Here is a 13,108-nt window from a genome sequence, read left to right on the forward strand (position 1 = left end):
ATTGAGAATTACAAGCTTTAATTGAGAATAAATGTTAAATCTATTTCTTAATTGTACAAACGTTATCAAATAGTTTGGTTATGAAAATAGAATGAAAGCACCATCTGATAAGGTTGGCAAGTGGTCATTACCAAACGTTTTTTATCAAATTAAAATTATTAAAAATAATTGAAGCAAAAGCATTGACCTTATTTCTGACTTTCTATATAGTTATTAATAGAGAATATTCTCAAATAATTATTCTAATTGGAGGACGTATTATGTCATTAATCGGAAAAGAAATTGTCGAATTTAACGCAAATGCTTATCATAAAGGTGAATTTATTGAGGTTTCATCAGAAGATTTTAAAGGGAAATGGAGCATTGTTTGTTTTTATCCTGCAGACTTCACATTTGTATGCCCAACTGAATTAGAAGATTTACAAGAACAATACGCAACGTTACAAAGTTTAGATGTTGAAGTTTATTCAGTTTCAACAGATACACACTTTACTCATAAAGCTTGGCATGATCATTCAGATGCCATCGGTAAAATTGAATATATCATGATTGGTGATCCATCACACGTTATTTCTAAAGGATTTGATGTATTAGATGGAGAAGGTCTAGCGCAACGTGGGACATTTATTATTGATCCAGATGGTATCGTTCAAGCAGTAGAAATCAATGCAGACGGTATTGGTCGCGATGCAAGTAGCTTAATTGATAAAGTTCGTGCTGCACAATATGTTCGTACACATCCAGGTGAAGTATGCCCTGCGAAATGGAAAGAAGGAGCAGAAACGCTAAAACCTAGTCTAGATTTAGTAGGTAAAATTTAAGGAGGATATTATGGCATTAGATAATGAAATCAAAGGTCAACTTGCACAATATTTAGAATTATTAGAGTCTGATATTGTTTTTAAAGCAAGTTTAGGCGATGATGAAAATTCAGAGAAAGTCAAAGAGTTTTTAGAAGAAATCGCTGAAATGTCTCCAAAATTATCAATTGAAGCAGTGACTCTTTCACGCACACCTAGTTTTGCTTTAGCACAACCTGGACAAGAAAGCCGTGTAGCGTTTGCTGGTCTACCATTAGGTCATGAGTTTACCTCATTCATTTTAGCGTTATTGCAAGTTGCGGGGCGTGCACCAAAAATTGATGCAGCCATTGCTAAACGTATTCAAGCAATTGATAAAAAATTGCATTTTGAAACATACGTTAGTTTAACTTGTCATAACTGTCCGGATGTTGTGCAATCATTGAATATTATGTCAGTGTTAAATCCAAACATTTCACATACAATGATTGAAGGCGGAATGTTCCAAGATGAAGTTGAAGCGAAGAAAATTATGGCAGTTCCGACTGTTCTTTTAGACGATGTGGAATTTGCAAGCGGTCGTATGACGATTGAACAATTAGTAGAATTAGCTGCTGGTCCAACTAGTGCAGATGAATTTACAGACAAAGACGTCTTTGATGTTTTAGTTGTCGGTGGCGGACCTGCTGGAAATAGTGCTGCTATCTACGCTGCTCGTAAGGGAATCAACACAGGTATGGTCGTTGAGACCTATGGTGGACAAGTTATGGACACAGTAGGAATTGAAAACATGGTTGGTACACCGTATACGGAAGGCCCACGTTTGATGGCCCAAGTGGAAGAACATGTGAACCAATACAACGTAGACATCATGAAAAATCAACGCGCAAAATCAATCCGTAAAAATGAATTGATTGAAGTTGAACTAGAGAACGGCGCTATTCTTAAAGCTAAATCTGCTATTTTATCTGTAGGTGCTGCTTGGAGAAATGTCAATGTTCCTGGTGAGGAAGAATTCCGTACCAAAGGGGTAACTAATTGTCCACACTGTGATGGTCCTTTATTTACAGGAAAAGACGTTGCGGTTATTGGGGGCGGAAATTCTGGAATTGAAGCAGCTATTGATTTAGCTGGTTTAGCAAAACATGTTTACGTTTTAGAATTCTTACCTGAATTAAAAGCCGATCAAGTGTTGCAAGACCGTGTTAATTCTTTAGCCAACGTGACTGTTATCAAAAATGTTGCCACAAAAGAAATTACTGGAACAGATCAAGTGAATGGTATTTCTTATGTGGATCGTGAAACAAACGAAGAACATCACATTGCTTTAGAAGGTGTCTTTGTACAAATTGGATTAGTACCAAATACTGCTTGGTTACGCGAGTCGGATGTGGTATTAAATGAACGTGGTGAAATTGTTGTCGACAACCATGGCATGACAAGCTTAGAAGGTGTTTTTGCTGCAGGTGACTGTACGGATAGCGTTTATAAACAAATTATTATTTCAATGGGTGCTGGAGCAACGGCTGCTTTAGGCGCATTTGATTATTTGATTCGTCAATAAAAAAATGAGTGGAAGATCATGAAGATCTTTCACTCATTTTTGTTTTGAAAAGAAAATAGATAGCTATAATCCAAGAAAACATTGAGAAAATAATGGGATAAATAATTTGTTTGCTGCCTTTAAAGGTTACAGTCAATACGTTTTTCCCAGGTTGTTGTTTGACAGTAATTGTCCCAATTTTGGTTAACAGAATATCTTTATCTGTTAGTTTTTTCCCATTTAAAGAAAGTTCCGTTCGGGCATATTTAACAATGGGAACTTTTACTTTTGCTATTTTTTCACCAGTCCATTCGACATAAAGTTGATGATTTTTAACGTATTTTTTGAAATTAGGATTAAGTGCCAAGATATGTTGTTCATATTGTCGATAATTGTTTTTATGGTTTTGTTGATAAATTGGCAAATAATCAGGTGTTGATTTTTCCACTAATTTTAAAAATGTGGTGAAATCAGAAGAATGCACGGCATTTTTTAGTTCCGTCTTATCTTCAGTACGGACAAATAAATGCTTTTTTCCAGTTTGAATCATCCGTTTTTCCTCATTCCATTCGTGCATAGGGTCTTGTGCTTTTAACATCACTTGTCCAACACTGACAGCTAAGATGGTAGTAAGAATGGCAATACTTAATAAGCTTTTTTGACAGTAACGTTGAAAGGTGTAACAGGCTAATAAAATGAGAAAAATTGTTACTGGTACAAAGAAACGAAATGGAAATTGAATCAAATCAACTACAAGAATGTCTCTGCCTTGTAATTTTTCCCAAGGAACAAGATTGGTTGATAAAATTAAGAAAAAGCACATGGTACCAATACATAGTCGCATGAAGGGTGAATATTTTTTCCATAACAAGACACTAGCAAGCACTTGTCCAACTAATAATACGGCTAAAAAGATTGGTGTGGTTAACCAGTAGCGTCCGTTCCTTGTAATAGCACTGCGATCCATGTGTTGATTGATAAATGGGTCAGCAATGGTATTACTACTATAAATCATATAAAAGCTAATCCAAATCGCTAATGTTAATAACAAGAAAATGCCAATAGAGTATGCTAATTTTTTAATTAATGCTATTTTTTCGGATGTTTGAATCAACGCATATAAGAAAAAAGGGAGATATATTAGAATCAAAATCAAACTTGTAAAAACATGCGTTTGAAACATAAGTGCCGTTAAGATTCCTAATTCTAACCAATTGAAATCTTTTTTCTCTGCCATATCAACTATAGGTAATAAACAAAGGGGTAAAATTGCTGCGCCCCAACTTGAAAACCCTTGACGCATGGTCCAATATTGGATGGAAAATGTGGTTAAATAAAAAATAGCACCTGCGCAACTTAAGGATCCTCGAATATGGGCTTTGTTCAATAAGGCATACATCGATATTCCTGAAAGTGTAAAAATCATTAAGCGTGATAAGACTTGATAACCAAACCATGATGGACTAAGTAAGACTAAAAAACCTTGAATATAGGATACTAAAGGTCCGTATAACGCATTGACAATTCGTCCGGATTGTTGGAAACCATACATTGAAATAAAATGTTGAAAGTTCCCTTCTTTTATCTGCATCGCAGCATCGTAAAAACGATTATAATGAAAGACGGCATCTGAACCAATCACCATTCCTTTGGTAATCAATTGTGGAAGAATGAGCACTAAAGAGACTAGAAAAATAAGAAGAATAGCTAGTCCATGTGTACGAATCATTTTTTTCATACGAAACCCTTCAACTTTCTAATTATTTTTTTGTAAGTATAGCATGAAAAAAATTTGTAAACGAATGAAATGGGAAACGATTCCTTTTTTTCTGCATAAATTCTTTTGTGATTCTAAGAAAAATTTAAACATTCAGATGGTTGTTCCAATTTCTTTTTTGTTTTATGCTTAAAAACGGGGAGAAGGAGGCGCGCATGAAACAGAAAATAATCTTAGGAATTGTTGCGACAATTCTTTGTGTTTTTAGTAGTTTATTGATTCAAACTTACAGTGGGCAATGGTACCACCAACCCTTGGCAAAAATTCAATTAGTAGAAATCAAAGACAGTCAACAACAAATTACGGCTATTGGCATCAACGGGGAGAAAAAAGGACAGCAAATGCAATTAGTTGCTCCCTATCAAGAAAATGAAATTGAAAGTGTACACTTGGTGAAAGGGAATCAAGTATTTTACCAAGGGAAGGATGTTGTAGAAAAAAAAAGAGATGGCTTTGTGTTTTTTATGGTTAGCTTTTTGTTATTAACTTTGTTATTTGTGGGTGGCAAAACGGGTATCACGACCTTTATTAGTGCTGTTTTAAATAGTGGGGCTCTTTTCTTCACGATTTGGTTTTATCGTGAGCATACGTCGCTATCATTATTGCCGATTACGATGATTTATATGGTGTTTTCGGTAGCAATTACGTTATTTTTAATCGATGGTATCCAAAAAAATAGCCTGCAAAAATTTTTAGCTACCCTGGTTACTATTTTGACAACGTTTGGTATTTGTTATATGACTATGGCAATGCTGCATGATAAAGGGTTACGCTTTGAAGATATGGGCGTATTAACTAGACCGTATCGTCCAATTTATTTAGCTAGTTTGTTAGTCGGTGCAATTGGTGCTTCGTTGGATACTGTCGTGACAGTTATTGCAACATTGGAAGAAATTGAAACTCGTAATCAACATGTGACATTAAAACAATTGATTCAATCAGGGAAAACAGTTGGAAATGATATTAGTGGAACGATGATTAACGTCTTAATTTGTTCGTATTTTAGTAGCGCCATTCCAGTTATTTTATTGTATTTATTCAATGGTTGGACATTTAGTCAAACAATCAATATGTTATTGTCATTAGAAGCGGTTCGGGTATTATGTGGAGGTTTTGGTATTTTATTATCAATTCCTATTTCATTATTCTTCTTTTCACTTGGAAGGAGGAAACTTGCATGAGTGTTCTGGGTGTATTGCTTGTTTTATTTATTCTTTGCATGAGTCTCATTCTTGGGAAGTCAGCAGTCTATGTTTTAAGTGGTTTATTTATGAACTTAGTGTTATTTTTATTGTTTCTTTTCTTTTTGAATCAAGGCTTTTCGGTATACTTTGTTAGTTTCGTCTATATTTTAGGCAATAGCTTAATTACGTTAGCTTATGTAAATGGGTGGAATGAAAAAACAAAAGCGGCATTTTATAGTATGTTACTTTTTTTAGTTGTTTTAGGAGTTATTTTTATTCCGTTAATTCAAAGTTTAGCAGTTCATGGTTTTCCCGCCCAAGAAATGGAAGAATTATCTGTCATGAATTTAGATATGCCGATTCGTTTTTCGGAATTAAGTGTCGCAGTGTTGTTTATAGGTGTTTCTGGTGCATTGATTGATGGCAGTATGGCGATTGCTAGTGCAACAACTGAATTGTATCATCGCCGTGAAGGGAACATTGAATTTATGGGTTTGTTTGAATCCAGTATGACTGTTGTTAAAAGTATTTTAAATTCAACAATTAATACCTTACTTTTTGCGTTTATCAGTAGTAGTTTAGCGTTAATTTTTTGGTATCAGGATCTAAATATTCCTTGGCAAGAAATGATTCATTCCAAAGCTTTCGTTGATGAATTAGCGATTATTTTATTATCAGGAGTTGGCGTAGCAGTGATTTTACCCTTTACTAGTGTGGTAACGTGTTGGTATTTGTTGAAGCAAAAAACGAGGTGAACGCACCTCGTTTTTTTATGTTTTTGGGTATTGTTTGTGTAATTTTAACGCAAAAGCTAGGTTAAAAGCTACAGAAGGTGTTGTGAGTGAATATCCCAAGAGTGTTTCAATTTTTTCAATACGATAAAGCAACGTATTGCGATGAATAAACAGAAGACGAGAGGTTGCAGCTAAATAGTGAAAGATGGAAAAGAAACGGAATACAAAGGCAATTACGATGCTTATCTGCAACAAAAAGAGCATGGAAAAATTAGCCAAGAATATGCGTATCACGAATATCAAAAAGAAGTAACTCGCTTAACCAAAGGCATTCAGGAGAAGAAACAAAAAGCAGCGCAAGCCGTGAAAATTTCAGATAAAAAGAAAAAAACAAAACGTACGACCAGACCGTTTATCATCTTCAAAACAAAAAGATACGGTACAAAAAAATCTGTATAAACAGGCGAAAGCAATGCATTCTCGCTTAGAGCAATTAAAAGAAGTTCAAACAGTTGATTGCTTGACAACCATTAAATTTCCAAAACATGAGACAGCAGCAATCCACAATCCGTATCCTTTACGAATTGAAAAACTGTCGATTACATATGAAGGTAAAATCATTTTAGATGAAATAGATTTTCAATTGCCCTTAGGAAAAAAAGTTGCCATCGTCGGTGCAAATGGTGCCGGAAAATCAACTTTCTTGCGTGCTATTTTGACGCAGCACTCAAGTGTTATCGTGTCGCCAAAAGCCCAAATAGCCACCTATCGTCAGATGGATTATAAATTCACGAGTCAACAACCGTTATTACGGGCGCTAATGGCAGAAACCGATTGGCCAGAAGGAACGGTTCGTTCGTTGTTACACCATTTAGGCTTTACACAAGAAGAAGTGTTAAAACCATTAGCTGTTTTAAGTGGTGGAGAAGCGACCAGAATAGCAATTGCGCAGTTGTTCACTCGACCATCTAATGTGCTACTTTTGGATGAACCGACGAATTTTATTGATTTAGTCACCATTCGGGCGTTAGAACTCTTTTTAACTGAGTATGACGGCACGGTTTTATACACGTCACATGATGCTCATTTTATTGCGCTTGCTGATGAAGTGTGGAAACTAGAGAATGGCAAACTGATCCAGCAATGAAAAATATCGCTATTTTAAATTTTTTCTTGCAAAAAACAAACGTACGTTCTATTCTGTAAGTAACATAAAATAAGGAGAGTCGCGATGAAAACACCGTTAACGATTCAAATGGAAGAAAGTCTGTATTATTATTGTCGTGAAAATGGCGATATTGTGATTGAAGAAGTAACTATGCCGGAGGAACAAGGAATTGTGGATACGTTGAGTTGTCGCTTAGATGCGATGAATCAATTTGAATGGCGTTGTTATGAATTAAAAGTCAGTAAAGCAGATTTTCGTTCAAAAGCAAAGTTATCGTTTGTGGGTCATTACAATTATTTTGTGTTACCTGAAAAATTATATCTCGCTGTTCAAGATGAAATTCCTAGTCAAATTGGTGTGTTGGTGTATCATTCGTATATTAACGAAGAAATTGGCGTACCGGGCTATTTTACAACAGCTAAAAAACCACAACGCCAAGCATTGCAAGTAAACGAACATGAATTACTTTATCGTTTGATTGCTTCTCAAGCTCGTGAAGTTGGCAAGGCTAAAAAAACAGCGCGTGGTTTACGTGTTTTTAGCACCGAACAATTATACAAAGAATTGAAGCGACGACAACCAGAATATGATTTATTTGGGGGAGGAGTCAATTACTATGACCGCTTTATTGAAGAGATACAGTCACAAGCCGTTGAAACCTTAAAAGAAGAGCTAGAAGCAACTCGTACCGCTTATTTTGAATTGGAAAAACGTTGGTTGGAGGGAAAATAATGTATTATCCGTATTTTCGTGGAAAGCAGTTTGATTTAATTGCCTTGCGTACGTTGTTAGAAGACAATCGTTTATCCAAAAAAATTCAACCAATTATTGAACCGGTGAAACAAACGACAGCATTGACTAAATTGCTAGAGACAAGCCAACAAACAGCCCATCCATTTTATATTATTCAGAATCCACAAGTCGGTGCATTTGCTACAGAGAATGGGTTAGCAACACTACGTCAATTACCAACTCAAAAAGCGTATTTGTTGGATCAACCATTGGAAACGCTAGAAACGACGGCGACAATGATGATTGTCCAACAAGCAACTCCCGCGTTAGCGAGTGAATGGACTGTTTATGAAGGGAAAGTCTTAGTTCCTGAAGAATTTCGGTTATTGCAAAAAGTGCGTGGTGAACGGATTTTATCAGAAGATGTTTTTACACGACTTCCACGCACGCATTTTTATCAGGAACAGCCCGATGAACTTTTTTCAACGACGCATCAAACCTACCAGAAAAAAGGGTTTGCAGGGTTTAGTGACTTCTCAATTGATAGTCGTATTTATTATGAACACGGGTATCCAACGCCAATACTAAGTCTACATCTTGTCTATTTTTCTGATGAACAATTGCGAATTCATCACTTTTTATCACCAGAAGAACTACCGTCACAAAAAGAAAAATTCTTAGCGTTAATGCTAGAAGTCGATCGTTGGCTCACAAAATTATGTGGTACAAAACCGACAAAAGGGTTAGAATTATTGCTAGAAAATGCCGCAAAAGACAAATTTCCAGGAATGGGTGTGATGCGCAAAGCCGCCGTCATGCATCATTTGGAACTAATGAGCCGGTATTTAGATGGGAGATAGCTGTACCGGCGTATTCAGGAATAGACGCTTTATTTCAACTAGAAAAATAATCGTTTGAGGAGAAAATGACTTTTCAGAAATAATTGCTAGAAAGTGTTTTTTACCTTTTCATTTGCTAGTATAAAGAAAAAGGAGGGAAAACAAGATGAAACGATTACTAATTTTTGGTGGGAGTGGTTTTTTAGGTCGAGAAATCATTAAAATTGCGTGTAAGCAATATCATGTAATCAGTGTTTCACGTCATGGTCAACCCAAAGAAGTGGAAGAATGGATGTCAGAAATTCAATGGGAAAAAGGGGATGTTTTTCAAACAGAAACATGGTGCCATCTCTTAAAAGAAGTGGATGTTGTGATTGATGCTGTTGGTTTATTGATTGAAAATCCTAAAAAAGGCATGACGTATGAACGATTTAATATTGAACCTGCAAGAATTACTGCTCGAAAAGCGCAGGAAATGAAGGTACCACATTTCGTTTATATTTCTGCGAATCAATTTACGACTCTTTTTTTAAAACGCTATTTTCATTCAAAAGCTGTAGCAGAGACACTTGTTTTATCCTATTTTCCTAAGGCGTTGTTGGTTCGTCCAAGTTTTATGTATGGTAAAAATCGCAAACTCACTACAACGCAAGCGAAACTTATTCGTTTGGCAAAAAAAGTGCCGCTTCTTTCGCAACCAATTAAAAAATTACAACCACAAAATGTCGAAGAGGTTGCACAAGCAATTGTTATAAAAATTCAAGAAATGACTGAAAAAACATAGAGGGTCATTTAAAAGGAGTAAAAATTGAAAGAAACTGAGTTTTCACTAGCGCATTGGCGCAGAAATTTTTATTTGTTTTTGAGTGGACAATTTTTATCAGGAATCACCAGTATGATTGTCCAATATGCCATTATTTGGTATTTAACAGAAATGACGGGGTCAGCAACAGTTTTAAGTTATGCAACTATTTTAGGGATGTTGCCGATGGTCTTGTTAAGTCCGTTTGTGGGGCCTTTGATTGACCGTTGGAATAAAAAATTATTGTTAATGATTACCGATGGAATTGTCGCAATTTTTGCGATTATCTTATCGTTAGTTGGGACATTTTCAGCCGAATTTCCGATATGGTTAGTGTTTATTTCTTTGTTTGTACGTTCTGTCGCACAAACTTTCCAAATGCCGACGATTCAATCTATTTTACCGACGATCGTACCTGAAAGCGAATTGACTAAAGTAAATGGACAATTAGGTATGGTACAATCAGCCAATTTTATTATTGCTCCAGCTTTGGGTGCATTTTTATTTGCGATTGTTCCGATGAATCAACTTATTTTGTTGGATGTTTTAGGCGCTATTTTAGGAATCAGCTTATTGTTATTTGTTGCTATTCCTAAAATCATCTCACAAGGGGAAAAAGTGCATTTATTGACGGATACACGTTTTGGGGTTCAACAGTTGGTCACGAATAAAGGCTTATGGTTGTTATCGTTGATTGGAGCTGCTTTTACGTTGATTTTTATGCCAGCAGCAAGTATGTATCCGCTGATGACGATGGAATATTTTAATCGTTCTGTAGGCGATGCTGGACTAATCGAAATGGTCTATGCGTTAGGAATGTTAGCTGGTGGTGCCATTATCGGGATTTTTGGGAAATGGAAAGATCGCATGAAACCCATTTTTGCAGCATACGCAGTGATTGGAGTGGCCATTGGTTTAAGTGGTATCTTACCTGCAACGAGTAAAGGATTTATCTACTTTATTATTTTAAATGCCTTTGCTGGGTTTGCGACACCTTACTTTAATACGCTATTGATGGCGATGATTCAACAAAGTTATGACCCTAAATATCTAGGGCGGATTTTGGGTGTTTTAAATTCATTAATGAGCATTACAGGTCCCGTGGGATTAATCTTTGCTGGTCCTTTAGCAGACAAAATCGGTGTAGAAAAGATGTTCCTATTAGCTGGTGTGGGTACACTGATATGTGGAATTATCACTTTTATAATTCCTGCAACACGTAATTATGACAAGGAATTACAAGCAAAGCTAAATCAAGAAGCCTAGCATGTTAGAGTGTATTATTCGCCTATAGATATATAACGTATAAAGAAAAAGTTGCAGCTGTTTTTCATAGCTGCAACTTTCAGACTGTAGACAAAGTCCAAGAAATTGGATGCCATCTACAGTCTTTTCTTTTATAATAAGAATTGAAAACGAATACAAGGAGTGGATAAGAATGAAGCAAAAAACATATGTTGTCTTGAAAGTTCTTTACATTCTATTGATGATCGCATTAGTCATAGTACTTGGAAGAGCAATTTTAATGGGGAATAAGTGGTACAGCATTATGTTGGTACTAGTGTTAGTTGGAATGACGAAAGATTTATGGCTATTTAAGAAAAGAGTCAAAGAATAATAAAGAGTTATCACGTCTACTTTTCTAGCGGTGATAGCTTTTACAGGTAGAAATAATAGAATATAGCTTGTAACCGCCAAAAAAATTTCTCGTGAATGATTGTTTTGGCGGTTTTATGATTTAGCAACTTAAAATAACTGAAATTCAATTTTTTTATAGGCTATCCAAGGATGTACTTCTTCTTATATTGTTATTTAAAATTAATCGTAAATTAATTGTGAATGTTTAGAAAATTCGATAAAGTTAGTAAATAAGCTTTTTATAACTGTTCTTGTTTTGAGAAGTATTCAAGGCTGGTGAATAAAAAGTTTTTTTATTTTTAAGGAGTGGTGTGATAAATATTATGAAAAAGACACTTTCAACGAGAGAAATTATCTTTATCGGTTTAATGATTTTCTCACTTTTTTTTGGTGCAGGAAATTTAATTTTCCCTGCAGAATTAGGGAGAGCTGCTGGAACATCCGTCTGGTCAGGGATGGTGGGCTTTTTAATCGCTGGAGTGGGATTGCCTTTGCTTGGATTATTAGCCATTGCTCAAGTGAGTGCCGATGGTTCAACAGAAGCGTTAAGCGAGAAAGTTCATCCGATCTTTGCATCTGTTTTAACGTGTGTGACCTATTTAACGATTGGGCCTTTATTTGCAGGACCGCGCACAGGTGTGGTTTCTTATGAAATTGCGGTAGCACCGTTTTTAGCGAATCAACCGCATCGCTGGGCACTATTCGCTTTTACACTGGTTTACTTTGGAATTGTTTATTATTTGGCATTGTATCCAAGTAAATTTGTGGATCATTTTGGTAAAATTGTTACGCCATTTTTATTACTGATTTTAGGTGGTTTAATTTTAGCAAGTATTATTCATCCCCTAAATGGACTCCAAGAACCACAATTTCCCTATACAGAGTACCCATTTTTGCGAGGGATTAAAGCAGGGTATTTAACAATGGATACAATTGTTTCTATCGTTTTTGCGACGATTATTATCACGGCAGTCAAAGACCGTGGTGTGACAGAGAAGAGAGTGATCCAAACAATTATTTTCAAAGCGGGTAGTATTGCGGCCTTGTTTTTAGGACTGATTTATTTTGGTTTAAGTTATGTGGGCGCATCAAGTGCACAATTGTCGTTTGCTTCAGGCGCAGAAATTTTAGCAGGGGTCTCGACACACTATTTTGGCATCTATGGCAATATTATTTTTGGTTTAGCTATTTTATTGGCTTGTATTCCTACAGGCGCAGGTTTATTGTCTTCGTGTGCATTATATTTCCATCAATTACTTCCACGTTTTTCATACCAACAGTTGTTAACGGCATTTGTTTTGTTTAGTTGTGGGGTAGCGAATATTGGTTTAAATGAATTAATTCGTATTTCAGTACCTGTATTGAGTTTTATTTATCCAATTATTATTGTATTAATTTTATTAACCTTTATTGACAAAATTGTTCCTTGTCATCGTTATGTCTATCGGGGGGCGATTGCTTTTACGATGGTCGTAAGTTTAAATGATGGATTGATGGCAGTTCAACCCAATTGGGATTTTATCTCGCCAATTATTTATTTACCCTTTACAGAATTAGGTTTTGGCTGGGTATTACCAGCAATCGTTGGTGGGCTCGTCGGCTGGATTTATTCTCTTATCAAAGAGTAATATACTACACTAAAAGAAACCAAACGATTGAGGGTGAGTAAATGAAAATAAATGGTAAGCAACTTCTCGTTATTTCTTGGTGGCTTCATCTAGGCATGATTTGTCTGGTATTTGGGCTATGGTTCCTGTTTATTTTTAATGGCGATTTTACACAAGTGCCAAAGATCACGTGGCAATCAGGTAGTTCTCTTTTTTTTATTGTAGGATTACAGCTCAGTTTACTGGTTACTTTGATGGGAATTGGTCTTTCACAATGACCAAAA

At 35.7% G+C, this 13,108-nt stretch carries 14 protein-coding genes; 12 read left to right on the top strand and 2 right to left on the bottom strand.

Going from position 1 to position 13,108, the window contains the following annotated elements:
- Positions 1-260 precede the first annotated feature (260 nt).
- Positions 261-821 (top strand): alkyl hydroperoxide reductase subunit C, encoded by a 561-nt coding sequence (gene ahpC / locus PYW32_RS06370; protein ID WP_016175156.1) that lies wholly within the window; start codon positions 261-263, stop codon positions 819-821.
- A 10-nt stretch (positions 822-831) separates the two neighbouring features.
- Entirely contained in the window at positions 832-2,364 is a 1,533-nt protein-coding gene (gene ahpF / locus PYW32_RS06375; protein WP_016175155.1) for an alkyl hydroperoxide reductase subunit F, read from the top strand.
- Between the two features lie 16 nt (positions 2,365-2,380).
- Here the strand turns inward: ahpF and PYW32_RS06380 are convergent, their stop codons facing one another.
- Positions 2,381-4,081, bottom strand: a complete 1,701-nt coding sequence (locus PYW32_RS06380) for a hypothetical protein (protein WP_016175154.1) — start codon at positions 4,079-4,081, stop codon at positions 2,381-2,383.
- Between the two features lie 194 nt (positions 4,082-4,275).
- On the opposite strand from PYW32_RS06380, the gene PYW32_RS06385 reads away from it, so the two are divergent.
- Complete coding sequence (locus PYW32_RS06385) at positions 4,276-5,301, top strand: YibE/F family protein (protein WP_016175153.1); 1,026 nt, start codon at positions 4,276-4,278, stop codon at positions 5,299-5,301.
- Positions 5,298-6,059: a YibE/F family protein gene (locus PYW32_RS06390; protein ID WP_016175152.1), complete on the top strand. Its 762-nt coding sequence runs from the start codon at positions 5,298-5,300 to the stop codon at positions 6,057-6,059. Before PYW32_RS06385 ends, PYW32_RS06390 begins: the two co-directional genes overlap by 4 nt.
- Before the next feature lie 15 nt (positions 6,060-6,074).
- Here PYW32_RS06390 and PYW32_RS06395 read toward each other — a convergent pair whose 3' ends face one another.
- Entirely contained in the window at positions 6,075-6,302 is a 228-nt protein-coding gene (locus tag PYW32_RS06395) for a helix-turn-helix domain-containing protein (RefSeq protein WP_081633725.1), read from the bottom strand.
- Between PYW32_RS06395 and PYW32_RS06400 the strand changes: the two genes are divergently transcribed.
- The 8 genes from PYW32_RS06400 to brnQ all read left to right on the top strand — a co-directional run bounded on the left by PYW32_RS06400 (position 6,237) and on the right by brnQ (position 12,845).
- Positions 6,237-6,497 carry a hypothetical protein gene (locus PYW32_RS06400; protein WP_016175151.1) on the top strand — a complete coding sequence of 87 codons (261 nt, stop codon included), beginning with the start codon at positions 6,237-6,239 and terminating at the stop codon, positions 6,495-6,497. The genes PYW32_RS06395 and PYW32_RS06400 overlap by 66 nt on opposite strands.
- A 13-nt stretch (positions 6,498-6,510) precedes the next feature.
- Entirely contained in the window at positions 6,511-7,185 is a 675-nt protein-coding gene (locus tag PYW32_RS06405) for an ATP-binding cassette domain-containing protein (RefSeq protein WP_016175150.1), read from the top strand.
- Positions 7,186-7,269: 84 nt separating this feature from the next.
- On the top strand, positions 7,270-7,938 hold the full coding sequence (locus PYW32_RS06410) for a hypothetical protein (protein WP_016175149.1): 669 nt from the start codon (positions 7,270-7,272) through the stop codon (positions 7,936-7,938).
- Positions 7,938-8,798 carry a sce7725 family protein gene (locus PYW32_RS06415; RefSeq protein ID WP_016175148.1) on the top strand — a complete coding sequence of 287 codons (861 nt, stop codon included), beginning with the start codon at positions 7,938-7,940 and terminating at the stop codon, positions 8,796-8,798. Before PYW32_RS06410 ends, PYW32_RS06415 begins: the two co-directional genes overlap by 1 nt.
- Before the next feature lie 145 nt (positions 8,799-8,943).
- Positions 8,944-9,561, top strand: coding sequence for an NAD(P)H-binding protein (locus PYW32_RS06420; protein ID WP_016175147.1), 618 nt, complete (start codon positions 8,944-8,946; stop codon positions 9,559-9,561).
- Positions 9,562-9,585: 24 nt separating this feature from the next.
- Entirely contained in the window at positions 9,586-10,845 is a 1,260-nt protein-coding gene (locus PYW32_RS06425; protein WP_016175146.1) for an MFS transporter, read from the top strand.
- 172 nt (positions 10,846-11,017) lie between these two features.
- Entirely contained in the window at positions 11,018-11,197 is a 180-nt protein-coding gene (locus PYW32_RS06430) for a hypothetical protein (protein ID WP_016175145.1), read from the top strand.
- Positions 11,198-11,540: 343 nt separating this feature from the next.
- Positions 11,541-12,845 carry a branched-chain amino acid transport system II carrier protein gene (gene brnQ / locus PYW32_RS06435; RefSeq protein WP_035010157.1) on the top strand — a complete coding sequence of 435 codons (1,305 nt, stop codon included), beginning with the start codon at positions 11,541-11,543 and terminating at the stop codon, positions 12,843-12,845.
- Positions 12,846-13,108 lie beyond the last annotated feature (263 nt).

Source organism: Enterococcus saccharolyticus subsp. saccharolyticus (genome assembly GCF_029023825.1).
Taxonomy (GTDB): Bacteria; Bacillota; Bacilli; order Lactobacillales; family Enterococcaceae; genus Enterococcus_F; species Enterococcus_F saccharolyticus.